This window comes from Microbacterium sp. T32, from assembly GCF_001619615.1.
Lineage (GTDB): Bacteria > Actinomycetota > Actinomycetes > Actinomycetales > Microbacteriaceae > Microbacterium.
The window spans coordinates 1-22,751 of sequence record NZ_LQQP01000008.1 but is presented as its reverse complement, the minus strand read 5'-3'; the positions used below and the strand labels follow the sequence as shown (position 1 = coordinate 22,751).

20 protein-coding genes are annotated in these 22,751 nt (G+C 71.4%); 9 read left to right on the top strand and 11 right to left on the bottom strand.

Annotation, left to right across the window (positions count from 1 at the left end; translation table 11 throughout):
• Nucleotides 1–33: 33 nt before the first annotated feature.
• The 3 genes from AVW09_RS03885 to AVW09_RS03875 form a co-directional block, all read right to left on the bottom strand.
• Nucleotides 34–2,868: an aminotransferase class III-fold pyridoxal phosphate-dependent enzyme gene (locus AVW09_RS03885; RefSeq protein ID WP_156495953.1), complete on the bottom strand. Its 2,835-nt coding sequence runs from the start codon at nucleotides 2,866–2,868 to the stop codon at nucleotides 34–36.
• 125 nt (nucleotides 2,869–2,993) lie between these two features.
• Nucleotides 2,994–4,349, bottom strand: coding sequence for an APC family permease (locus AVW09_RS03880; protein WP_063256766.1), 1,356 nt, complete (start codon nucleotides 4,347–4,349; stop codon nucleotides 2,994–2,996).
• Between the two features lie 16 nt (nucleotides 4,350–4,365).
• On the bottom strand, nucleotides 4,366–5,967 hold the full coding sequence (locus tag AVW09_RS03875) for an amidohydrolase (RefSeq protein ID WP_063256765.1): 1,602 nt from the start codon (nucleotides 5,965–5,967) through the stop codon (nucleotides 4,366–4,368).
• A 171-nt stretch (nucleotides 5,968–6,138) separates the two neighbouring features.
• Between AVW09_RS03875 and AVW09_RS03870 the strand changes: the two genes are divergently transcribed.
• The gene (locus tag AVW09_RS03870) at nucleotides 6,139–6,762 is read left to right on the top strand and encodes a TetR/AcrR family transcriptional regulator (protein WP_063256764.1); all 624 of its coding nucleotides are present in this window, start codon (nucleotides 6,139–6,141) and stop codon (nucleotides 6,760–6,762) included.
• A gap of 3 nt (nucleotides 6,763–6,765) precedes the next feature.
• Here AVW09_RS03870 and AVW09_RS03865 read toward each other — a convergent pair whose 3' ends face one another.
• From AVW09_RS03865 to AVW09_RS03840, 6 genes are all read right to left on the bottom strand, one after another.
• A complete protein-coding gene (locus AVW09_RS03865) occupies nucleotides 6,766–7,569 on the bottom strand; it encodes a DUF1206 domain-containing protein (protein WP_063256763.1) in 804 nt (267 codons plus the stop codon).
• On the bottom strand, nucleotides 7,566–8,279 hold the full coding sequence (locus AVW09_RS03860) for a phosphatase PAP2 family protein (RefSeq protein ID WP_063256762.1): 714 nt from the start codon (nucleotides 8,277–8,279) through the stop codon (nucleotides 7,566–7,568). Before AVW09_RS03860 ends, AVW09_RS03865 begins: the two co-directional genes overlap by 4 nt.
• A gap of 55 nt (nucleotides 8,280–8,334) precedes the next feature.
• The gene (locus AVW09_RS03855; RefSeq protein WP_063256761.1) at nucleotides 8,335–9,204 is read right to left on the bottom strand and encodes a hypothetical protein; all 870 of its coding nucleotides are present in this window, start codon (nucleotides 9,202–9,204) and stop codon (nucleotides 8,335–8,337) included.
• A 245-nt stretch (nucleotides 9,205–9,449) separates the two neighbouring features.
• Complete coding sequence (locus AVW09_RS03850; protein WP_063256760.1) at nucleotides 9,450–10,796, bottom strand: HNH endonuclease signature motif containing protein; 1,347 nt, start codon at nucleotides 10,794–10,796, stop codon at nucleotides 9,450–9,452.
• Between the two features lie 193 nt (nucleotides 10,797–10,989).
• Nucleotides 10,990–11,673 (bottom strand): SDR family oxidoreductase, encoded by a 684-nt coding sequence (locus AVW09_RS03845; protein WP_063256759.1) that lies wholly within the window; start codon nucleotides 11,671–11,673, stop codon nucleotides 10,990–10,992.
• Nucleotides 11,674–11,721: 48 nt separating this feature from the next.
• Nucleotides 11,722–12,996: an MFS transporter gene (locus AVW09_RS03840; RefSeq protein WP_063256758.1), complete on the bottom strand. Its 1,275-nt coding sequence runs from the start codon at nucleotides 12,994–12,996 to the stop codon at nucleotides 11,722–11,724.
• Nucleotides 12,997–13,075: 79 nt separating this feature from the next.
• On the opposite strand from AVW09_RS03840, the gene AVW09_RS03835 reads away from it, so the two are divergent.
• Complete coding sequence (locus tag AVW09_RS03835; RefSeq protein WP_063256757.1) at nucleotides 13,076–13,561, top strand: winged helix-turn-helix transcriptional regulator; 486 nt, start codon at nucleotides 13,076–13,078, stop codon at nucleotides 13,559–13,561.
• Nucleotides 13,562–13,588: 27 nt separating this feature from the next.
• Here the strand turns inward: AVW09_RS03835 and AVW09_RS03830 are convergent, their stop codons facing one another.
• A complete protein-coding gene (locus AVW09_RS03830) occupies nucleotides 13,589–14,260 on the bottom strand; it encodes a TetR/AcrR family transcriptional regulator (RefSeq protein ID WP_063256756.1) in 672 nt (223 codons plus the stop codon).
• Between the two features lie 164 nt (nucleotides 14,261–14,424).
• Nucleotides 14,425–15,195: an SDR family NAD(P)-dependent oxidoreductase gene (locus AVW09_RS03825; protein ID WP_063256755.1), complete on the bottom strand. Its 771-nt coding sequence runs from the start codon at nucleotides 15,193–15,195 to the stop codon at nucleotides 14,425–14,427.
• Nucleotides 15,196–15,376: 181 nt separating this feature from the next.
• On the opposite strand from AVW09_RS03825, the gene AVW09_RS03820 reads away from it, so the two are divergent.
• From AVW09_RS03820 to AVW09_RS17865, 7 genes are read left to right on the top strand one after another with little or no spacing between them, the layout of a single operon-like run.
• Nucleotides 15,377–15,802 (top strand): DUF3237 family protein, encoded by a 426-nt coding sequence (locus AVW09_RS03820; RefSeq protein ID WP_063256754.1) that lies wholly within the window; start codon nucleotides 15,377–15,379, stop codon nucleotides 15,800–15,802.
• A gap of 55 nt (nucleotides 15,803–15,857) precedes the next feature.
• Nucleotides 15,858–17,414, top strand: a complete 1,557-nt coding sequence (locus tag AVW09_RS03815; protein WP_063256753.1) for an ABC transporter substrate-binding protein — start codon at nucleotides 15,858–15,860, stop codon at nucleotides 17,412–17,414.
• A gap of 47 nt (nucleotides 17,415–17,461) precedes the next feature.
• Complete coding sequence (locus AVW09_RS03810; protein ID WP_063256847.1) at nucleotides 17,462–18,901, top strand: amidase; 1,440 nt, start codon at nucleotides 17,462–17,464, stop codon at nucleotides 18,899–18,901.
• Complete coding sequence (locus tag AVW09_RS03805) at nucleotides 18,901–19,920, top strand: ABC transporter permease (RefSeq protein ID WP_063256752.1); 1,020 nt, start codon at nucleotides 18,901–18,903, stop codon at nucleotides 19,918–19,920. The genes AVW09_RS03810 and AVW09_RS03805 overlap by 1 nt, the downstream gene beginning before the upstream one ends.
• A complete protein-coding gene (locus tag AVW09_RS03800; protein ID WP_063256751.1) occupies nucleotides 19,913–21,595 on the top strand; it encodes a dipeptide/oligopeptide/nickel ABC transporter permease/ATP-binding protein in 1,683 nt (560 codons plus the stop codon). The genes AVW09_RS03805 and AVW09_RS03800 overlap by 8 nt, the downstream gene beginning before the upstream one ends.
• Nucleotides 21,588–22,409, top strand: coding sequence for an ABC transporter ATP-binding protein (locus AVW09_RS03795; protein WP_063256750.1), 822 nt, complete (start codon nucleotides 21,588–21,590; stop codon nucleotides 22,407–22,409). The genes AVW09_RS03800 and AVW09_RS03795 overlap by 8 nt, the downstream gene beginning before the upstream one ends.
• Before the next feature lie 19 nt (nucleotides 22,410–22,428).
• On the top strand, nucleotides 22,429–22,536 hold the full coding sequence (locus tag AVW09_RS17865) for an antitoxin VbhA family protein (protein WP_197462553.1): 108 nt from the start codon (nucleotides 22,429–22,431) through the stop codon (nucleotides 22,534–22,536).
• The last annotated feature ends 215 nt before the right edge of the window (nucleotides 22,537–22,751 follow it).

The following is a 22,751-nucleotide window of genomic DNA, read 5'->3' as shown; positions in this document are numbered from 1 at the left end:
CTCCGAGGTGTGCGGCGCCGAGGGCTTGCGCGATCAGAAACCGGTCGCCAGCACCCGGTCGAGCATGTCGACGAAGTAGTCGACGGACTCGCGCGAGACGCACAGCGGCGGCTTGATCTTCAGCACGTTCTGGTGGTCGCCGGTGGGCTGCATGATCACGCCGAGTTCGAGCAGACGGTCGCAGATCGCGGCGGTCTCCTCGGTCGCGGGCTCGAGGCTCTCGCGGTCGCGCACGAACTCGAGGCCCAGGTACAGCCCCGATCCGTGCACGGTGCCGACGAGGGGATGCCGCTCCCCCAGCGCCTCGAGACGGGCTTTGAGGTGTCCGCCGACGACGCGGGCGTTCTCCTGCAGACCCTCGTCCTCGATGATGTCGAGCACGGTCATGCCCACCACGGACGACAGCGGCGAGCCGCCCGTGGACGAGAAGAAGTAGCCCTGGGTGCGGTAGCGGTCGGCGATCTCGCGGCGCGTGATGACCGCGCCGAGCGGGAAGCCCGCGCCGATCGACTTCGCAACCGCGACGATGTCGGGGACGACATCCTGCTGCCGGAAGCCCCAGAACCACGACCCGAGGCGACCGAAGCCGACCTGCACCTCGTCTGCGATCGCGAGGCCCCCGAGCTCGCGCACCGCGCCGTAGACCTCGCGGAGGTAGCCGTCGGGCAGGGCGACGCCGCCGGCGTTGCCGTAGAACGTCTCACTGAGGAAGCCCGCGGGCGCGTGGCCCGCGGCGGCGAGCGCACGGATCCGCTCGACGGCTTCGGGCGCGTAGCGCGCGGCATCCGGTCCGCGATGACGGCCGCGGTACGAGTTCGCGGCGTCCACCGTGTGCACCCAGTCGGGGCGGGTTTCGAGCGCGTTGGGGTTGTCGGCGATCGAGGTCGACACGGCGTCGCTGGCGTAGGTCCAGCCGTGGTACGCCTCGGCCATCGCGACGATGTCCCGGCGGGAGGTCGCGGCCATCGCGAGGCGGATCGCGAGGTCGACCGCTTCGGACCCCGAGTTCACGAAGAACACCGTGTCCAGTTCGTCGGGCAGCAGGGCCGCGAGCCGTTCGCCGTACTCGGTGATCGCCGCGTAGTGGAAGCGCGAGTTGGTGTTCAGCAGGCGCGTTTGACGCGAGACCGCGGCGTGGATGCGCGGGTGCGCGTGCCCGACCGACGCGACGTTGTTGACCATGTCGAGGTACACGCGCCCGTCGACGCCGACGAGGTACTCGCGCCATCCGCGCTCGATACGCGGCGGGCGGGAGTAGTAGTGCTCCTGCACCTCGGCGACCACGGCCTCGCGCCGTTCGAGCAGGTCATCGGGGGCGGCCTCGGGCGCGGCGACGCCGAGCGCGGGGGTCGCGTCGCCGATCACGGCACGCCATCCGGGCAGGTCGCTCGGGCGCACGGCATCCGGGATCTCGGCCGGGTCGAGGGTGGTGAGCAGGACGCGCACGCGGGTTCGCGCGGGAACCTCCGCGGGAGGGTTCAGGATGCCATCCCCCACGCGCACCGAGAGGGCACCGCCCGGGAGTTCGAGGCGCGTCGGCGCGGCGAACCACACCGACGCGGCCGTCGGCACGGTCGCCGGCTCCTCGGGCGTGCGGGAGGGGGCGCCGAGGAGAACCGGGACGAGGGCGGGGAGGACGACCGCGTCGGCGCCGCCGTCGAGCAGGCGCTGCGCCGCGGACTCGAGGGCGTCGGCGGCGAGCCACGCGCCCTCGTCCGACAGGGGCGACAGGGTCGTGGCATCCAGCACGACGGGGTGGATGCCGGCGGGGACGATCGATGCCCCCTCCCAGGCCGTAGCCTCGGCGGACGGGCGGCCGAGCGCGTGGCGGATGCGCGCGGTCGCGACCTCGAGCGGCACGGCGGCGGCCCGGCGGAGGATCTCGAACTCGCGGTCGAGCGCGCCGCTGGCGTACTCGTTCGCGTCGTCGAGCCGCACCTGCTGGCGCCCGCTGAGCACCAGAACGACCCCGCGCAGGACGACGAGCGGCCACAGCGCCGTGATCTCGTCGTCGGAGAGCGGACGGCGGCGATCGAACGCCGCGATCGCCGGCAGCGTCGAGGCGTAGGTCGCGCCGTCGTGATGGAGCACCGACGACACCGTCACCGCGATCTCGCCCACGGCCCAGGAGTCGATGACGTCGCCGAAGTCGATCACGGCGTCGGGGAGCGTCCCGACGCCGTGCGGGCGCAGGACGTTGTCGTCGGTGACGTCGAAGTGCCCGAGCTGGCGCGGCAGGGCGTCGGCGACCGGGGCCAGGGCGGCGAGCGCGGCGGACGTCGCCGCGGCGCAGTACTCCCGCACCTCGGCGTCGGGCTCGGTCTCGGCGATCTCGGCGATCACACGCTCGGCGTGCCGCAGGTCCCACTGCAGCACGCGTCCGGAGGCGGGGTGGGTCTCGCCCGCGAGCGCGACGCTCACGGCGGCGGCGAGTTCGCCGAGACGCTCGACCACGCGCGGAGCGAGGTAGCCGGAGCCGGTGAGGGTGGAGCCGGGCACGAACGAGATGATCCGCGCGTGCAGGCGACCCTGGCTCGTCTCCCACCACCCGGTCAGCGGCCCGCGGGGGCCCGCGACGATCTCGGGGATGCGCAACTCGGGCTCGGCTTTCGCGACGGCGGCCGCCGCGGCATCCTGCATCTCGATCTCGGTCTCGCTGAAGACCGGGTTGCTGATCTTGAGGACACCCAGCGGATCGCCCCCGCCGGCCGGCCGGACGAGGAAGTTCTGATCCTGCTGGCTGCCGAGGCTCTGCAGCTCCGCGTCGAGGCCGTGCACCTCGCGCAGCAGCGCGACGGCCTCGGCGGTCGGGAGCGTCGGGGTGGGCAGCTCCCCGTGGGCGAAATAGTCGAACAGGGTGTCGGTCATGCGGGGCTCCATGGTGCGCGGAACGAGAGGGGGCGATCGGGCGGTCGCGCCCGGGGTCTCGGGTGACGAAGAAAACACTAGGGCGGCACGGTGCCCCCGGGGAGGGGACACCGCGCCGGGCGGACTCAGGCGAGGACTCGCTCGGGGGCGGGGGCCTCGTCGTCGAACTCGACCTCGGGCGGGCGGCGGCGGAAGCCGCGGGTCAGAACCGCGAGCCAGACGATGCCGACGCCGATCCACACCAGACCGACCGTGAGGGCGAGCGGCGACAGGCTGAACCACAGCCACGCGGTCAGGGCGAAGCCCAGCGCGGGAAGGATACCGAAGCGGAACACCGCCGCGCCGCCACGGCGCCGCTCGTCGATGAGGAAGTGCTTGATCACCGACAGGTTCACGAGCGAGAACGCCGCGAGGGCGCCGAAGCTGATGAGGGATGCCACCGTGTTCAGATCGGCGAAGAGGGCCGCCAACGACACGATTCCGACGAAGAGCGCGGCGCCGATCGGCGTCCGGTAGCGACGGCTCAGCTTCGCGAAGAACCGGGGAAGAACGCCGTCACGCCCCATCGCGAAGAGGATCCGCGAGACGCTGGCCTGCGAGGCGAGCGCCGCGGCGATGCACCCCGCGATGTAGGCGACCAGGAAGAACACCTCGAGCCAGCGGCCCGCCGCGACCTCCATGATCTGGTTGGCAGCGGCATCCGGGTTCGTCAGATCCGCCACGTTCGGGATGACCAGGGTCGACACGTAGGCGATCACGGTGAAGATGAGACCGCCGATGATCGTGGTGAGGATGATCGCCCGGGGGACGGTGCGCTGCGCGTCTCGCGCCTCCTCCGACATCGTCGAGATGGCGTCGAAGCCGAGGAACGACAGTGCGAGCATCGCGGCGCCGGCGAGGAGTCCCGGGAAGGTCAAGCCGGCGTCGTAGAGCGGCTGAAGCAGCGAGACGTCCGGGTTCTGCGCGACGTGCGCGATCGCGCACACCACGAACACGGCCGCGAAGACGAGCTGGAGACCCACCAGCACGAGGTTGGCGTTGCGCACCACGGTGATGCCCACGATGTTGAGCCCCGTGATGAGCAGGACGCCCGCGAGGGCGAACACCCACGGCGGGATGCCGGGCAACTGGGCGTTGAGGTAGATCCCCATCAGCACGTAGTTGATGAGCGGCAGCAGCAGGTAGTCGATCATGAGCGACCAGCCGGTGAGGAACCCGACGTGACCGCCGAACGCGCGGCGTGCGTACGTGTACGCGCTGCCCGCGCGGGGGAACGCCTTGACGAGGGCGGCGTAGCTGAAGGCGGTGAAGAGCATCGCCACGAGCGTCACCAGGTACGCGGTCGGCACGTGGCCGCCGGTGGTGACGGCGACGAGGCCGTAGGTGGTGAACACGGTGAGCGGCACCATGTACGCCAGGCCGAAGATGACGAGGGAGGGCACTCCCATGACTCGCCGCAGCGAGGTGTCGGTGGAGGACATCGGGTTCCTGTTCGGGTCAGAGAACGGCAGTGGCCGGGACGGCGGAGAAGGTGCGGATGCCGCGACGCCACGTGCCGAGCACGCGAGCGTCGCCGATCCGAGAGGCCGGGGCACGGCGGATGTCCCGGTCGAGCCAGACGAGGTCGGCGACCATTCCGGGACGCAGGGTCCCCCGGTCGTCTTGATCGCCGGCCTGGTGCGCGACGCCGAGGGTGGCGGCGTCGAGAGCCTCATCGAGGGTGAGCCGCTCGTCGGGTTGCCAGCCGCCGGACGGCACGCCGTCTGCGTCCTGGCGGGTCACGGCGGTGCGGATACCGGCGAGCACCTCGGGCGAGGTGACGGGCCAGTCGCTCCCGAAGCTGAGGCGTGCACCGGCCTTCTGGGCGGAGTGCATGCGGTACTGACGTTCGCGCCCGGGTCCCAGGCGCGGAAGTGTGAGGTCGGTCATGACGGCGTCGGTCGTCGCCCACTGCGGTTGGAAGCAGAAGGTGACGTCCAGTTCCGCCAACCGCGGGAGATCGGCCGGATCGATGACCTGGGCGTGGGCGATGGTCAGTCGCCGGCCCGCGCGGAGGCTCTCGCGGATCCCTTCGGCGGCGTCGATCGCGGCGCGGACGGCGGCGTCGCCGATCGCGTGCAGGTGCACGTCGAACCCGGCCGCGTCGCACGCGGCGACCGCGTCGACCAGCTGATCCGGCTGCCAGTTCGGCAGACCTCGGGTCTGCGCGTCGTGGTAGCACTCGAGCAGGTGCGCGGTGCGGTTCTCGAGGATGCCGTCGACGAAGAACTTCACCGTGCGGCAGGTCAGCCCCGGCTCGAGGTTCACCGCCCGCGCGATGCGGCGCAGGTGCGGAAGCTGCTCCGGCCAGAGCGTGGGATCGGCGCGCAGCGCCAGGTCGACGTCCACGGCGAGACGCCCCGCGCGGGCCGCGGCGATCCAGGACGGCACGTCGTGCTCCTCGGTCCACGCCTCCTGCACCCAGGAGATCCCCTCGGCCGCAAGCCGATCGGTGGCCCACGCGAGGGCTTCGACGTCGGCGGCGACGCTCGATCGCGGGGCCCGGTTCAGCACGAGATCGATCGCCGGGCGTTCGACGAGCGTGCCGCGCGGCGAGCCGTCGGGGCGACGCAGGATGCGCCCGAGCGCGGGGTCAGGAGTGTCGGCATCCAGCCCCGCCGCCTCCAGCGCTGCGGTATTGACCCACGCGGTGTGGTAATCCCACGCATGTAGCACGACGGGACGGTCGGCGACGGCCTCGTCGAGCCATCTCGCGTCGAAGACGCCTCCGTCGACGATGGTGGCGTCGTAGCTGCCGCCGATCAGCCACGGCTCGTCGGACGCGACCGCCCAGTCCCGCACGCGCGCGACGATCTCGTCGACGGAGGCCGCGTCGCGAAGCGCCGGGCCGCTCGTCTCCCGTCCAGCCAGCAGGGGGTGGGCGTGTCCGTCGCGGAAGGCGGGCAGCAGCATGCCGCCCGCGAGGTCCACGATCTCGGCGTCCGCGGGGACCGGGTGGTCGGCCGCGGCGACGATGCCGTCGACGACGACCAACCGATCGGCGTCGGGGCCGACGCCATCGATCCGGATCGCGCCACCGTGGAACACCACGACCGTCATGGAAACCTCCTCGAGACCACGCTGAAAGAAACATACAGCGTAGGTTTTAAGAACGCTACGGGTTCCTCCGATCGACCTTCTGCCGGTTCGCCGACTCTTCACGACACCGATACATCCGCGAAACATCGTTGATCGCGTAGCGTTGTCGGACCCCGACCGAAAGGCTCCGTCGTGCCCCGGCCGTCACAACCGAAGCTCTCCCGCGAGGCGATCGCGCGCGCTGCGCTCGCACTGATCGATCGCGACGGCTCAGACGGCGCGAGCATCCGCCGCGTCGCCGATCGGCTCAAGGTGCACCCGACGTCGCTGTACAACCACGTCCCGAACCTCGCCGCGCTCATCGAGGACGTGCGCGCGCTCGTGTCCGCCCGCATCGACTCGACCGCGCTGCGCGAGCGGGAGTGGGAGGAGGGCCTGGCGCTCTGGGCGCGTTCCTACCGAGACGCCTTCCGCCGGCATCCGAAGACCATCCCTCTCCTCATGTCGCACAGGTCCTCGGCGCCGCTCCTGATGTCGCAGTACGAGGATTTCGCGCGCGCCGCCGAACGCGTGGGATGGACGAGCGACGACGTCCTTCCCCTGCTGACGGCGTTCGAGTCGTTCATCCTCGGCAGCGTGCTCGACATGTCGGGACCGACAGTGATGTTCGACCCGACGGGACAGGAAGAGTCCGTGCCCCGGTTTGCCGCTGCCTATGCGACGCTCGAGCACCACGACCCGGTCGACCCCGTCGCGACCCGCGCGTTCGAGCTGGGGCTCGCGCTCCTCATCGCCGGCGCCCGCCCGCGGCGCTGAGGGTCACATCCGGGCGTAACGGGCGCGGGCGAAGCAGAACACGCCGTAGACGACGAGTCCGGCTCCCACGAGCCACAGCACGACCTGCCCGAACGGCAGACCCGCGAGCGAACGAAGTGCGCCGTCGAGGCCGCTCGCCGCATTCGGGTCGTGCGTGAGCGCCGCCACGATGAACAGGATGCCGGCGACCCCCACCGCGATTCCCTTCGCGACGTACCCGACCGTGCCGAACACCCGGATGCCACGACCGGCCGGGCCGCTCGGAACGGAGAGGTTCTTCAGGAACGCGCGGGTGATGCCGCGGAAGACGAACGACACACCGATCGCCGCGACGACGAGGCCGATGAGGACGAGCAGGAAGATGCCGCCCGGGGCCTGCAGCAGATTGGCGCTCAGGGTCCGCGTCGATGCCGACGATTCCGAGCGGCCGCCCATCGCCGCCGTGAAGGCGGTCCCGGCGATCGCCGCGTACGCCACCGCCGTGCCGATGTACTTGACGCGGTAGCCCCACCGCTTCTTGGCATCCGGGTTCCGGTCGACGATCGCCTCGCTGATCTGCCAGATCGCCAGGGCCACGAGCCCGACGACGATGACCCACAGCAGAAGCATCCCCGCGGGGGCGGCGGCGACCTGGGCGAGAGCACCGGACTGGTCGGCGCTGTCGCCCGCCCCGCCGGTAGCGATGGCGATGGCGATCACCCCGATGAGGAGGTGCAACAGTCCGAGGACCACGTACCCGATGCGGGCCGCGACTCGGAAAGCGGTGGAATCCTGCGCCTTGTCGGCTGCTGCGCTGGCGGATGTCATCCGTGCACCGTAGCGCTCAGGTCGCGGGCAGCGGCAGCCCGTTGCGCTCGCCGCTCGCGCGCCACTTCGATAGCCGCCCACGCGAGCGTGGACACCGCGAGACCCTCCAGGGCGCCCGCCGTGACGTCGGACAGCCAGTGGGCGTGGAGGTAGGTCCGGCTCCACATCATGAGGACGACCCACGCCACCCCGACCGCCCACACCCACCGACGGCGGAGGATGAGGCCGAGGGTCACGACGATCGTGGTCGCGACGGCCGTGTGGCCGGAGGGGAACGAGGTCGCCACGGTCTCGGCGAGGGAGTCCGTCGGTCGAGCCCGCGCGATCACCGCGGCCATCGGGGCGCCGATCGCGACGACGAGGGCGATGGCTCCGCCGACGTTGAGGGCATCCCACGGTCGTCGGAGCACGAGGAACGCGATGGTCGTCGCGACGCCGATGAGGATCATGCCGATCGTGCCGCCGACGATTGCGGGCACCCACGCGATGATCACGACGACGGGCGACGCGAGCGAGGCCATCGTGGCATCCCACCACGCGTCGATCGGCAGCGGGGCCGATCCGGACAGCGCGACGAACAGCCGCAGCGCGACGAACGCGACAGTCGCCACGACGCCGACGACGAGCGCGTGGGCGCGGCGCGCATCCGGGTCGACGGGCGAGGTCGGGGCGACGGCGCCGGCCGCGGCATCGTCAGGAGGGGCATCCATCCCGACATCATCGCAAGGAGCATTCCGCCGGAAGGGGCACTTGCGAACCGCCGGATCAGTACTCTCGGAACACGACGGGCGCGTCCGCGAGGCGGAGGCCCGACGCACGCACGGCCGCCTCCACGGACTCCCTGGTGGCCGGGTCGCCCATGATCTGGGTTCTCGCGACGCCGTCGATCGGCGTCCCCCCGCCGGCGCCGTCCCAGAAGTCCGTCACGCCGTACTCGTCGATCAACGTGCGCAGCATCGCGGCGTAGGCGGCGGATTCTCCCGGCGCGGGCACGGCCGTCAGCCGTGGCCCACTGATCTCGATGTCGCGGTCGGCCTCGACACCGGCGGCCCGCCGCAGGTCGTCGGCCGCGGCCACGAACGGGACCATCGACGACATCTCGGAGCGACCGTCGAGCAGATCCGAGAATGCGAGGCGACCGTCCTCCCAGACAGCGGCCTGGACGATGCGCCCGGGGGCGAGACGGTCCACCGCGTCCACCGTGGGCACCACGTCGAGCCGAAAGTCCGGGCAGCCGGATGCCACGGGCTCGGCGAACACCGACACCTCGGTGCGCGAGGGCGTGCGCACCGTGAGACCCCAATCGACCGGGTCCGGGTATCCCGAGGCGCACGCGAGATCGAGGACAGCCGGCAGCGCGGAGCGCTCGACCGTGACCCGGAGGGAGGTCATCGGGCTCCAGAACGCCGGCGCCTCCACCCACCGTTCCTTCTCGACGACACCGACCCCGGGCACCGCGGCGACCTCGTCCGCGAAGGCGTCGAACTCCGCACTCGGGCGGTCGAAGTGCGTCTCGTCGATCGACCAGCTGAAGATCAGCAGAAATCCTGCGCTGAGTCCGAGGGCGGCCAGGACGAGCACGGCGATGCCGAGGACCCTCAGTCGGGACACCCGTTCCGGTGCGGACGTCGTCATGTCAGCCCCCGTTCCCCCGTGTCGCTTCCGAGGGTACGACCGCGAGGGAGACGCCATGTGGACGCGGCGAGAACGGGAAGAGGCGGACTCCGGCGCGGACGCGTCGGTGCGCACCACCGTAGTTCGATCGGGATCGGCGGCGGCCGACCCCCTCTCGGGCGCGGCTGCGGTGCGTCCACGGTGGGGCGGGCGCGACACCAGCCCGCACGGACGGCATGCGGCTTTAGAACGGTGCCGGTTCGCGTTCATGGTCGGTCGGGGGGTGGCGGTTCGGGGGTGGGGTCGTCGGGGAGGAATCTGACCGCTGGTGAGTAGGGCAGGGTTTCGTCGATGTAGGCGCGTCCGGTGGGGGAGGTCCATTCGAGGATGCCGCCGGGGTGTTGGTGGACTCTCCAGCGGGTGAATTGTTTCTGGGTGTGGTGTCGCTGGCACAGGTGGGCGAGGTTGGTCACGTCGGTGGGGCCGCCGAGGGCCCAGTCGTGGGTGTGGTCGACTTCGCAGCGGGCGGCGGGGGTGATGCAGCCGGGCCAGCGGCAGTGGCGGTCGCGGGCGCGGAGGTGCCGGTCGATGGCGGTGGTCCGCTGGTAGGTGTCGGTGCGGAGCACTTCCCCGGTGACGGGGTGGGTGATGACGCGGTCCCAGGGGAGGGTGGTGGTTTCGGCGAGGGCGCGGGCGGTGGCAGTGTCGATGGGTCCGTGGCCGACGAGGTCGGCGGGATCGGAGTTCTCCTCCCCGGGGCGGAGCATCGTCAACGCGGGGACGACGACCTGTACCCGCGCGCGGATCGCACCGAGAGTGCCGGGGCCGTCGTCGGTGCGGGTGGGGTCGGCATCGGGCGCTGCGGTCAGGAGCAGGTCGGCGAGGATGTCCGCGCGCACCTGGTCGGCGGTGCGGGTGTCGGGGGCGGCCTCGGCGCCCTCGGTCGTCGAAGCGTCTCGCCGCTGGTCGATGATCGCGGCGCTTTGCTGCACGAGCCGGTCGTAGATCCCGACCGCGAGCACCGTGGGGAGTGTCGCGATCAGGTCGGACATCCCGTCCTCCCCCGCCACCACCCGCACGCACCGGGTTCCCCGTCCCCGCTGGTGCCGCTCCGCGAGCGTGGTGGGCTGCAGAGACTCCGCCAACGCGGCCAGTCGGGTCTTCAACCGCCCCGGGCTCAGCCCGTCGGCGGTGGCGACGGCGAGCACATCGAACTCGCCACGACGATCTCGGGGCAGGGGTGTCCCGGCATCCACGATCACCCGCACATGCGCCCGGGACAGGACCCCCGCCTCCCACGCGTCCAGGGTCACGGGGAAGTCGTCGGTGAGGGTCATCGCCCGCCCGATCTGCGCCTGCACCGACCGATCCGACAGGAAGGATGCGGCCGCGATCTCCGACGCGACCTCCCGCAACGCCAGCTCCGCCGCTTTCGACGACGCCCGCACCCCGACAGAAGAGTCGAGGGCGAGGTGTCCTGCGCGGGCCAGCGCCCGCACCCGCCGGGCTTCGGCGGAGGCGAGTTCGGCATCCACTCCCCGCACCTCGACCAGCACCGACGAGAGGGCCGAAGCCCCCTCATGGGGTGGTGTCGGAACCGGATCGAAAGACATGCATGCATGCTAGCGACGGCCTCCGACATCGCACCCGCCCCACCCACCCGAATGGGGACAGATCAGCCACACGGCGCGCTGGGGAGGAGGGGTGACGAGCCTCCGAGCCCGAACGAATCACCCACCGATCAGGCATTTCCCCCGACGAACACGCCGCGGGTGAAGTTTCCCGAGTCCGCGCCCCGCCCCCACCTCAGGCCGCGTTCGCCACCCGCGATAGCCCCGCGCGGACCGCGCGCGTCGTGTCGTCGGCGAGAACCTCGCCGTGCCCGCGGCGCAACCCGTCGTAGATCGCGGCCACGACGTCGGCGGGGTCGTTCATCGGCTGGTCGGTCAGACCGTCGTTCATCGGGGTGTCGGTGAAGGCGAGGTACGCGCCCACGACCTGCACGCCCTGCGGCTCGAGCTCGAGGCGCAGCCCCTCGGTGGCCGACCACAGGGCCGCCTTCGAGATGCTGTAGCCCTTGCCCCATGCCAGCCACGACAGCACCGACGCGACATTGATCACGGCGCCCTTCGCGGCCACGAGGCGCGGCGCGAACGCACGCGTCAGCAGCAGCGGGCCGAAGAGGTTCGTCTCCAGCTGGGCGCGGACGTCCGCCACATCACCGGTCAACAGGTCGCCCTGGCGCAGGATGCCGGCGTTGTTGATGAGCACGTCGACGTCGGCCGCATCCCGCGCCGCCCGTTCGATCGCGGCCTCATCGGTCACGTCGAGCGTGAGGGGCAAGACACGGGGGTCGTCCCACTGCCGCGGCGAACGCGCCGCCGCGTAGACCTTCTTGGCGCCGCCCGCGAGGGCCTGCCGCACGAATTCCGTGCCCAGCCCGCCGTTCGCGCCCGTGACGAGCACGACGGCATCCGAGATCTCTGTCATTTCTTCTCTCCTTGTTCTCGTCCGCTCACGCGGAGTGTTCTCGTCCGCTTACGCGGAGTGTTCGAGTCCGCCCGAACGGGCGGGGGTCAGAGCACCGGCGCCGACGCCGCTAGTCGAGGCACCGGCCCGCAGCGCCAGCGCGACGAGGGCGACCACGGCGAGGAACGCCGCGTATCCGATCCCCGTCGCGGGAAGCGCGAACGCGGTCGCGAGCTGACCGGCGACGAGCGCGGGCACGCCGTAGCTGAGGTACGCGACGACGTAGATGGCCGCCATGAGGCCGCCGCGTTCGTGCGTGTGCGCTGCCGCGTTGAGGGGACGCAGGACCGCCGCGAATCCGATCCCGTTGCCGATGCCGGCGGCGATCGCGGCGACCACGACGATCACCGTGGACGCCGTCGCGATGCCGACGACCATCAGGATGCCACCCACGGCGCACCCGAGCGCGCCAAGGACGGCCGCGGTGCGCGGCGCCAGTCCCGTCGACACGAGTCCCGCAACGGCGGCGACCCCTGGCTGCAGGAACACCAGCACGGTCCCCGCGACGGTGTCGAGCTGCAGGGTGTGGTGCGCGAGCGAGGGCATGAGGCCGAGGAACAGGCCCGAGCTCATCCAGGCGGCGGAGACGAGCCACGCTCCGCGAAGGAACTCCGACCGCAACCGGCGCGGGACCGCGATGTGGGGAACCAGCGAGCGCCACGCGCCCGAGACCCGCGACGACGACTCGGGCGTGAAGCAGACCGCGCCGATCGCGACCACGAGCAGCAGGACGATCGGCGCGAACACCGCGAGCACCGGTTCGGGCGCGACGGCGGTGGCGATCCCGGCGAACAGAGCGCCGAGCGCGAGACCGCCGATCGGCGCCGTGCCGGCGATCTGCGTGAGACGCCCGCGAGCGTGCGGGGGCACGGTCTCCGACACCATGGCCGTGAAGGTGCTGGTGGCCGCACCCGTCGCGACCCCCTGCACCGCGCGGGAGACGATCACCCACTCGGGCGACGTCGCCCAGAGATGGATGCCGCACGCCACGATCAGCAGAACGATGGCCCCCACCATGACGGGTCGACGGCCGACGTGGTCGGACAGCGAGCCGGCGGTCAGGAGCGTGAGCAGCAGCGTGAACGCGTACACCGAGAACATCACGGTGAGCGTCGCGTCGCCGAAGCCCCAGCGACCCTGTTCGTACACGAACAGCGGGCTGCCCGCACCGGCGGCGGCCGCGACGGCGACCGAGCCGAGGAGGTTCAGCGCCGTGTACGCGCGCGACCGCGCCGTCCAGCCGCTGATGGACCCGGCACTCCGCACGGCAGTCGTCTCGCTCACGTCATTTACTTTCTTCAAAGGAGTAAGTGCTCGAACGTTAGCGCGTATGCTTGCTTCAAGCAAGTCAGAGGAGGATGCCATGCCCCTGAGGTCCGACTGGAGCGGGAACGTCTGCCCGATCGCGCGCGGGATCGACGCCGTCGGCGACCCGTGGGTGCTACTGATCCTTCGCGAGGTGCTCGCCGGCGCACGTCGCTTCGACGACTTCAAGCGGCGACTGGATGCCGCCGACAACGTGCTCTCGTCCCGGTTGTCCGGCATGGTGTCGGCGGGGCTGCTCGAGGCCCGGCCGTACACGACCGGACCGCGCCCGCGCGTCGAGTACTTCCCCACGCGCGCCGCGACCGACGCGCTGCCGATCCTGCAGGCCTATGCGGCCTGGGCGCACGAGCACCGTCCATCCGAGAACGAGACTCCGGCGTTCACCGTGATCTGCGGCGCCTGCGGCGTGGCATCCGATCGATCGGAGGTCTGCGAGCACTGCGGCGCACTGCTCGACGTCGACCACGAGGTCGCGTGGCGACGGCCCGGGCCGTGGGAGGGGCGACTCGTCACGCTCGGCTGAGCGGCCGCACGAACCCACGTCCGCGATTCAGCCGGTCCGTGCCACGGTCAGCTCGAGCGCCGACAGGTACATCTCGAGCTGCTGCGCGAACACCTCGCGGTAGTTGATCATCGCCAGGTCCGCCTTCGCGGCCTCGGCGTGCGGGTACTGCGACGGGTCTGTGGGCGCGTACACCTGGATCCAGCCGTCCGCGACCTCGCGGCTTCGCGCGCTCGCGAGGCGCGCACCGTAGGCGGACGCGGCGCCCAGCACGGTCTGCGCGTACACCTGGTACTGCACGACGGCCGCGCGTCCGCGGAGGCCGGCGACCGCCATCGCCCGCAGGATCCACTCCACCGCGCGCAGTTCGTTGATGCTGTTCGCGACCGTGAGGAGTGTCAGCGCCGCCGCGGCCGGGTGCGCTTCGGCGGTGTGCCACGCGCGCCAGGCCAGGTCGGTCAGATCCGCGCGCCAGTCGTCGGTGGGCACGTAACCCGCGAGCGAGATGCCGTCGAGGTGGTCGGCGAGCGCCTCGAGCAGCTCGTCACGACTCGTGAAGTGCCGGTACACCGCGGTCGGCGAGGACTTCAACTCGGCTCCGAGCCGCGAGAAGGTCAGGGCGGACTCGCCCTCGCCGTCCATCAGCCGCAGCGCGGCCTCGACGATCTCGGCGCGAGTGATGGACCCCCGCTTGCGTCGGGTCCTGATTTCCTCGGTCATGACGACCCCCCGATCTGGCGTCCGGTTCGCGCGCCCCGCGGACCGGCGGCCTCGCGTGGCGCGGAGGCCAGGCTATCCGGTCGTCCGCACGCCCGAGGCCCGGGCGGACGCATCACCGCCCTCCCGAACGGCGCGTCGTCATGGCATCCCGCCGTCGTCGACGCTCATCCGCGCTCCTCGTTGATCGAGTTCGCGCCATCGACCACGAGCAATTGCCCTGTGACGTAGGACGCCCCGGGCGACGCCAGGAAGGCGACGACCGCGGCCACCTCGTGCGGCGTTCCCGGGCGGCCGACGGGGGTCGCGCGCCCCATCGCGCGCTCGTGCTCGCTCGACGAGGACGTGGCGATCCAGCCCGGCGCGACGGCGTTCACGGTGATGCCGGCCGCCGCGACGTCAACGGCGGCGGCACGAGTGAGACCGAGCATCCCGGCCTTCGCCGCGTGGTACGCGACGTCGCCCGTGTACGCCATGACGGGGCCCGAGATCGAGGCGACGTTCACCACCCGCCCGTAGCCGGCCGCGCGCATGCCCGGGAGGACGGCCCGCGTCATCCGGAGCGCGGTCGTGAGGTTCCGGTCGATCGAGGCGGTCCACTGCGCGATGGAGATCTCGTCGATGGATGCCGGCTCGTCGGGGTTCGACGTCGATGTCATGCCCGCGTTGTTCACGAGGACGGTCGGTGCGCCGAAGGCGTCGAGGGCGGCGGCCAGGACGGCATCCACTCCGTCCGCGCGGGTCAGGTCGGCGGCGACGCCGTGCGCATCCACTCCGGCGGCGCGCAACTCGGCGACGCGCTCGTGGATGCGATCCGTGGTCGAGGCGACGACCACGCGCATTCCGGCCCGCCCGAGGAGCAGCGCCGACGCCATGCCGATCCCCTCGGGACTGCCCGCCCCGGTGACGATGGCGATGTCGCTGGTGCGCTCGGTCATGGTGGGTCTCCTTCTCCGTCGTTCCATCCTGCACGCCCCGAGCCCCGACTTTGTCGAGGAAATTTCGGATGCCGTCGCCTGATGTTACGAGTTAGTGAATGCTGTTGACTAGTGCATCCACTATCGGGATACTCGGGGAAACCACGCAACGATGCGTCGCTCTTCCGCCGTGGAGGCACAGATGAAACCCGCTCCATCGCTCCGCCCCTGCTTCACCGTCGTTGCTCGCGTCGACCCCGGGATCCCGCTCGAGAAGCGGGGGGACGACGTGCTCGAATTCATCCCGATCACCGGTGGGCCGGTGACGGGAGACGTCGAGGGCGAGATCATCCCGGGTGGCGGCGACTGGTGCCTCGCGCGCGCCGACGGCAGCTACGACGTCGAGGCGCGTTACCTGATCCGCACCAACGACGGAGACGTCATCGACGTGGTCAACGTCGGCGTCGTCCGTCCGTCCGCCGCCGACGCCGGGGAGTACTTCCTCACCACGCCGCGCTTCCGCACCGTCGCGCCCCACCTGCAGTGGCTCACACGCTCGATGTTCGTCGGCCGCGCGTACGCCCACGCGGACGACACGACCATCGACGTCTACGAGGTCCTCGGCTGACACCCGCCCCGACACAGCCCGACCCGCCATACCCGACCCACCCGAGAGGCAGACCATGAGAAAGCGACACGGCGTCATCGCCGCATCCCTCGCACTGACCGTCGCGATCGCGACGGCCGGGTGCACGACGACGTCCTCGACGACGTCTCCGTCCACCGACACCATCCGCACGACCATCGACATCCCCGCGACGTTCGACCCGACACTGAGCACCTCGCTGCCGGACTTCCTGCTGGCGCGGACCGCGTACGACACCCTCGTCCGGCGCGACGCCGGCGGACTCGTCCCGGGCCTCGCGACCGCGTGGACCTCCACGCCCACGCAGGCGACGTTCACGCTGCGCACCGACGCCACGTGCTCGGACGGGACCAAGATCACCGCGACCGTGGTGAAGAACTCGCTCGACTACTTCGCCCGCCCGAACAGCGGCTCGACCCAGGTCGTCTACACCTTCGGCCCCGGCAACACCCCCACCATCACCGCCGACGACGCCGCCGGCACCGTCACGATCGACATCACGAACCCGTGGCCGTACATGGTGGATGCCATGTCGGTGGCCAGCAGCGGCATCATCTGCCCCGCCGGTCTGGCCGACCCCGCGGGCCTCGCGGCGGGCACGGCGAAGGGCAGCGAATCGGGCCCGTACGTCCTGACCTCCGCCGAGCCCGGTGTGAAGTACGACTTCGCCCTGCGCGACGACTACGCCGCCTGGCCGAAGTGGAGCACCGCCGTGGCCGGCACCCCCGCGAAGAACCTCGAGTACACCGTCTCGCCGGACGCGACCGCGACCGCGAACCTCATCCTGGGCGGGCAGCTCGACATCGGCAAGATCCAGGCCACGACCCGCGACCGGTTCCAGGGGCAGCCGGGGTACACCGTGACCGTCGACCACTTCTCCGACAGCTACCTGATCTTCAACGAGCGCGAGGGCAGCCCCTTCACGGACCAGGCGACCCGTAAGGGCGTCGTCGAGGCGATCGACCGCGCCATGTTCGGCAACGTCACGTCGCAGGACACCGGTGACGTGCTGACGAACCTCGGCGCCCCCGACGTCGCCTGCGTCGCCGACTCGAAGATCGCCATTCCGTCGCAGAACGTGGCCGCCGCGACCTCCGCCCTGTCGGGCAAGACCATCCGTCTCGTCGCGCCGACGATCATCGGCCCCGCCGGTGCCGGCAACGAGTACATCGCCGAGGCGCTCCGCGCCGCCGGGGCGACGGTCGACCTGACGAACACCGACGTCGGCAGCTGGATCACGACCGTCGTCGCCAAGCCCGGCGACTGGGACCTGACCGTGTTCGCCGACCTGAACTTCCTCGGGTCGCTGGCGAGCCCGCTGCTGAACCTCACCGGTCCGACCATCGACCAGGGCGGCACGAACTACGGCGCCGTGACGAACGACGCGGCATCCGCGGCGTTCGCCGCGGCCAACGCGGAGGCCGACCAGAAGGCGCGATGCGGACAGCTCGACACCGCCGTGCAGGCGCTCATCGACCGCTCCGACACGCTCCCGCTGCTGAACGACGCGTTCATCTACGCCTCCCGCCCCGGCTTCACCGTGCAGATGCTCGGCGGAGCCCTCGACGACCCGATCTTCCGTATCGCCCAGTGATCACGAGGGCGCCGGGCCGCGTGCCCGGCGCCCCGAAGGGAACCATCATGATCTCCTCCTCCATCTCCGCCACCGAACTCGCGCGGAAGCTGCGCGCGGGCGAGGTCTCCGCCGTGGAGACCGCCCAGCACTACCTCGACCGCCTCGACGAGGTGAACCCCGCCGTCAACGCGATCGTGTGGATCGACCGCGACGACGTTCTGCGCCGCGCCCGTGAATCCGACGACCGACTCCGCCGCGGCGAGGCGCGCCCGTTCGAAGGCGTGCCGATGCCGATCAAGGACCTCGTGGGGGTCCGGAACCAGCCCCTCACCTACTCGTCGATGTCCGTGGCGGAGCGCCCCGCCGAAGCCAACGAGATCACCGTCGACCTCATCGAGAACGCCGGCTTCGTGCTCTTCGGGCGCTCGAACAGCCCCGAGTTCGGCGCGCTTACCGCCACCGAGAACACCCGCCACGGCAAGACGCGCAACCCCTGGAACCTCGACTACACCTCCGGCGGTTCGTCGGGCGGGGCCTCCGCCGCGGTCGCGGCCGACATCTCCCCCATCGCCAACGCCTCGGACGGCGGCGGCTCGATCCGCGTGCCCTCGGCGGCGACCGGACTCGTGGGCCTCAAGCCGAGCCGCGGCCGCATCCCGAACGACGTCCGCGCGTGGGAGCACTCGACCACGGAGGGCGCCATCACGCGCACCATCGAGGACGCCGCAGGGGTACTCGACACCCTCGCCCACCTCGACCCGCTCGGCTGGTACTCCGCCCCCGCGCCCGCGCGCCCGTACCTCGAGGAGATCCGCGCCGCCGGGCCGCGGCTGCGCGTCGGCCTGCTGCTCGAGGCGCCGACCGGCGTAGCCGTGCATCCCGAGAACCGCGAGGCGGCGCTCGTCGCGGCGCGCGCCCTCGAGGCGCTCGGCCACCACGTCACGCCGGTGTCGCCGTTCCTCTTCAGCGAGCGCGCGACGCGCGGGTTCGCCGATCTCATCATCAGCGCCTCGACCTGGGCCTCCCCGATCGAGGATGCCGACAAGCTCGAGCCCTACATCCGGTACCGCTACGACCGTGCGGCATCCTTCCACGCGGGCGAGTATGCCGAGATCGCCGCGCTCCTGCAGTGGGAGACGCGTCAGGTCAACGCTCAGTGGGGGCGCGACTTCGACGTGCTGCTGACGCCCACCACCGCCGTCCCGACGCCGCTCGTGGGCTCCGTGTACGACGAGGCCAACGAGGATCCCGCGGGCGAGCGCCTGACGGAGTTCTCGACGATCTCATTCACGGCGTTCTGCAACATCGCGGGTCTCCCGGCGATCTCGCTCCCGGTGCACACCGGGGCGAACGGGATGCCTCTGGGTGCGCAGCTGGTCGGCGCACCGTACGACGAGGCGACGCTCCTGCGGCTCGGTGCCGAGCTCGAGCCCGTGTTCGACTGGCAGCACCGTCAGGCTCCGATCGCCCGCGGCGCCGCCCTCACCGGGAACACGGGGGACTGATGTCGGGCGTCGACCTCGCGGTGATAGCCGAGGCCCCCGCTCCGCCGGTGCGACGGCGGGGCGGGGGCAGCGGGTGGGGCTCGTTCGCCCTCCGCCGCCTCGGCGGGCTCGCGCTCTCGCTGGCGCTCCTCGTCCTGCTGACGTTCCTCATCGTCCCGCTCATCCCGGGCGACCCCGCGGTGGCGATCCTGGGGCCCAACGCCTCGCCCGACGCGGTCGCGGCGCTCCGGGAACGCCTGCACCTGAACGACCCGCTGCCGGTGCAGTTCCTCGACTACCTGCGAGGGCTGTTCACGTTCGATCTCGGACAGAGCTTCCGCTACAACACGCCCGTCACCGACACGATCGCCACGAAGCTCCCGTACACCGCGACGACGGCGCTCGGCGCGATCGTCGTCGTCCTCCTGGTCGCCATCCCGGTCGGCATGACCGTCGGGGTGCTGACCCGCAGCGGTCGCCGCCCCTGGCTGGCCGTCGGTTTCGGCGCGGTCGCCGGGTTCTTCGCCTCGGTCCCGGCGTACGTGGCGGGCACTCTGCTCGTGGTCGTGTTCGCGATCTGGTTGAAGGTCCTGCCGGCCGGCGGAGCGTCGACGCAGTCCGCCTACGTGCTGCCGATCCTCGCTCTGGCCCTCGGCCCAACGTTCGCCGTAGCCCGCGTCGTCGTGCAGGAGACCTACGCGGTGCTCCACCAGGACTACATCCGCACCGCGCGGGGCCGCCGGCTCCCGGCCGCGCGCCTCTACATCCGGCACGCGCTGCCCAACCTCATGGCCAGCACCCTGACGCTCACGGGCCTGATCCTCGCGAGCATGCTCGGTGGCGCCATCGTCATCGAGACGGTGTTCAGCCTGCCCGGCCTGGGTCTCGAGGTCGTGCAGGCGATCATCTTCCGCGACTTCCCCGTCATCCAGGGCATCGTCCTGACCGTCGGCGCCTTGGCGATCCTCATCAACCTGCTCATCGACGTCGTGCTGGGCCTCATCGATCCCCGCACCCTCGGAGGCCCGACGCATGTCTGAACGCCGCTCCCGCCCCGTCCCGGCCTCCCTCATCGCCGGTCTCGTCATGCTCGGCATCCTGGTGCTCGTCGCTGTCGTCGCGCCCCTCGTGTGGGGTGCCGCCGCGACCACGGTGACGCCCGACACCCGGTCCCTGCCTTCGGCCGCGCACTGGCTCGGCACCGACGACCTCGGCCGCGACGTGCTCGCCCGCACCCTCGTCGCCACCCGCCTGACCCTCCTCATGGCCGCGGCGGCCACGGCCGGATCGGTCGTGCTGGGCGTGCTCATCGGCGGGCTCGTGTGGGTCGGTCCGCGCGGGCTCCGCGAAGCCGTGCTGCGCGTCATCGACTCCACGGTCGCGTTCCCGTCGCTGATCCTCGCGCTCGTGATCGCCGCGATCCTCGGGGCCGGGACGCTGTCCGCGATCGTCGCGATCGCGCTCGCCGGGGTCCCCAGCTTCGCCCGCATCACCTCGAACATGACCGGCGCCGTCGCCACCCGCGATTACGTCGGGACAGCGAGGCTGCTCGGCGTCCCGCGTTTCCGCCTCTTCTCGCGCCACCTGCTGCCCAACATCTCCGGGCCGCTCCTGGTGCTCATCGCGTCGAGCTTCGCGCTGACACTGCTGGACATCTCCAGCCTGTCGTTCGTGGGACTCGGCGTGCAGAGCCCCGACTTCGACTGGGGGCGCCTCCTGAACGAAGGCCTGCCCGCGGTGTACTCGCAGCCGCTGCAGGTCGTGGGCCCCTCGGTGATGCTCGTGTTCGCCGGCGTCGCCGCGATGCTCGCGGGCGACGGGCTGGCGGTGTGGCTCGACCCGCGCAGCTCTCGGGGCACCCGCGCGCTCGCGTCCCGCCGGCGCGCGTCGGGCGCCGCGGCCCACCCCGAGGCTCTCGTCGAGGTGCGCGGGCTGACCGTCCGCGCCCCGAGCGGCAAGACGCTCGTCGATGACATCTCGTTCGAGATCGCCGCCGGGGAGATCCTCGGCCTCGTGGGCGAGTCGGGGTCGGGCAAGTCGATGACCGCGATGTCGCTCGCGCGGCTGCAGGCCGACGGGGTGACCGTGGATGCCGATGTGCTCCGCCTCGACGACCTCGACCTGTCGTCACCGGGGCACCGTTCGCGCCTCGCCCGGGAGATCGGGCTGGTCTACCAGGACCCGGGTTCGACCTTCAACCCGGCCCTCCGCATGGGCGCACAGCTGACGGAAGTGGCCCGCGTGCACCTGGGCCTGTCGAGACGAGCGTCCCGCACCCGCCTGCGCGACGGCCTCGCCGAGATGCGCATCCGCGAGCCGGAACGGGTGATGGGGCAGCACCCCTTCCACCTCTCGGGCGGCATGCTGCAGCGCGCCGGAATCGCGAGCTCCCTCGTCACCGACCCGCGCCTGCTGATCGCCGACGAGCCGACGACGGCGCTCGACGTCACCGTGCAGGCCGACGTGCTGCGGCAGCTCAAGCGCCTGAACAGGGACCACGGCACCGCGGTCCTCTTCATCTCGCACGACATCGGTGTGGTGGAGGCCCTGTGCGACCGGGTGCTCGTGATGCGTACCGGCGAGATCGTCGAACGCCTGACCGCCGACCAGCTCCGGCGACGCGAGGTGCAGCACCCCTACACGCGCGCCCTGCTGGCCGCGACTCCGACCCTGACCACCGTCCCCCGTCCCCTCGAGGAGCGCGACCGTGTCTGACACCCCTCTGCTGCAGATCAGCGACCTCTCGGTCGATCTGGGTCACGGCATCCGGAGCACCCGCGTCCTGAACGAGGTGAGCCTGCGGGTCAACCACGGCCGCACGGTCGGCATCGTGGGCGAATCGGGGTCGGGCAAGTCGACGTTGGCCAAGACGATCGTCGGCCTGCACCGCGTCGCGGCCGGCTCGATCGTGTTCGACGGAACCGAGCTCGCTTCGGCGAAGCGCGCGACCGTCGCGGCCGTGCGGCGGCGGGTGCAGTACATCCCGCAGGATCCGTTCTCGTCCCTCGACCCGCGGCGCACGATCGGCCAGACCCTCGCGGAGGCCATCGATCCCGTGGGGGCGCGCCTGCGCCGCCACCGGGCGCGGATCGTCGAGGCCCTGGCATCCGTCGCCCTCGGGGAGGATGCCGTGGACCGCTACCCGCACGAGTTCTCGGGCGGCCAGCGCCAGCGCATCGCGATCGCGCGGGCACTCGTGGTCGACCCCGACGTGATCGTGGCCGACGAGATCACCTCGGCGTTGGACGTGTCGACCCAGGCCGAAATCCTGCGCCTGCTCGAGCGGCTGCAGCGCGAGCGCGACCTGACCATGCTGTTCATCTCGCACAACCTCGCGGTCGTAGAGCACGTGTGCGACGAGGTGCTCGTGCTGCTGCACGGCCGCGTCGTCGAGCACGGCACGATCGAGGACGTGTTCGCCGACCCCCGCGAGGCCTACACGCGGCGTCTGCTCGAATCGGTGCCCGGCGGCGCGGCGTTCGACGTCGCGGCCCCGGTCACCACCGCGGTCGTCCGCACCGTGCGCTGAGAGGACCCCGCCGGGGAACATGGAGCCGACCCGCGAGATGATCGACGACCCCAACCTCTACGTCGACGGGAAGATCTCCACCGCGGACGTCATCGCGAAGGTCACGCGCGGCGGATATCGTGACTGAACCCTTCGTCGACCCGTACATCTCTTGTCCAAGCCGCGCTGATCGCGCACGGCCGGACGCCCGCTTCGCCTACTCCGCATCCGCCCGGCCGGGCCGCTCAGAACGGCCCGGCTGAGGTTCAGAACGGTGCCGGTTCGCGTACATGGTCGGCCGGGGGTGGCGGGTTGGTCGGGGGTGCCGGGTTGGTCGGGGGTGGCGGTTCGGTCGGGGGTGGC

Bases quoted from the DNA above. Each gene is read 5' to 3' on its own strand.
- AVW09_RS03885 (WP_156495953.1), bottom strand. From the start codon at position 2,868: ATGACCGACACCCTGTTCGACTATTTCGCCCACGGGGAGCTGCCCACC.
- AVW09_RS03880 (WP_063256766.1), bottom strand. From the start codon at position 4,349: ATGTCCTCCACCGACACCTCGCTGCGGCGAGTCATGGGAGTGCCCTCC.
- AVW09_RS03875 (WP_063256765.1), bottom strand. From the start codon at position 5,967: ATGACGGTCGTGGTGTTCCACGGTGGCGCGATCCGGATCGATGGCGTC.
- AVW09_RS03865 (WP_063256763.1), bottom strand. From the start codon at position 7,569: ATGACATCCGCCAGCGCAGCAGCCGACAAGGCGCAGGATTCCACCGCT.
- AVW09_RS03860 (WP_063256762.1), bottom strand. From the start codon at position 8,279: ATGGATGCCCCTCCTGACGATGCCGCGGCCGGCGCCGTCGCCCCGACC.
- AVW09_RS03855 (WP_063256761.1), bottom strand. From the start codon at position 9,204: ATGACGACGTCCGCACCGGAACGGGTGTCCCGACTGAGGGTCCTCGGC.
- AVW09_RS03850 (WP_063256760.1), bottom strand. From the start codon at position 10,796: ATGTCTTTCGATCCGGTTCCGACACCACCCCATGAGGGGGCTTCGGCC.
- AVW09_RS03845 (WP_063256759.1), bottom strand. From the start codon at position 11,673: ATGACAGAGATCTCGGATGCCGTCGTGCTCGTCACGGGCGCGAACGGC.
- AVW09_RS03835 (WP_063256757.1), top strand. From the start codon at position 13,076: ATGCCCCTGAGGTCCGACTGGAGCGGGAACGTCTGCCCGATCGCGCGC.
- AVW09_RS03830 (WP_063256756.1), bottom strand. From the start codon at position 14,260: ATGACCGAGGAAATCAGGACCCGACGCAAGCGGGGGTCCATCACTCGC.
- AVW09_RS03825 (WP_063256755.1), bottom strand. From the start codon at position 15,195: ATGACCGAGCGCACCAGCGACATCGCCATCGTCACCGGGGCGGGCAGT.
- AVW09_RS03820 (WP_063256754.1), top strand. From the start codon at position 15,377: ATGAAACCCGCTCCATCGCTCCGCCCCTGCTTCACCGTCGTTGCTCGC.
- AVW09_RS03815 (WP_063256753.1), top strand. From the start codon at position 15,858: ATGAGAAAGCGACACGGCGTCATCGCCGCATCCCTCGCACTGACCGTC.
- AVW09_RS03810 (WP_063256847.1), top strand. From the start codon at position 17,462: ATGATCTCCTCCTCCATCTCCGCCACCGAACTCGCGCGGAAGCTGCGC.
- AVW09_RS03805 (WP_063256752.1), top strand. From the start codon at position 18,901: ATGTCGGGCGTCGACCTCGCGGTGATAGCCGAGGCCCCCGCTCCGCCG.
- AVW09_RS03800 (WP_063256751.1), top strand. From the start codon at position 19,913: ATGTCTGAACGCCGCTCCCGCCCCGTCCCGGCCTCCCTCATCGCCGGT.
- AVW09_RS17865 (WP_197462553.1), top strand. From the start codon at position 22,429: ATGGAGCCGACCCGCGAGATGATCGACGACCCCAACCTCTACGTCGAC.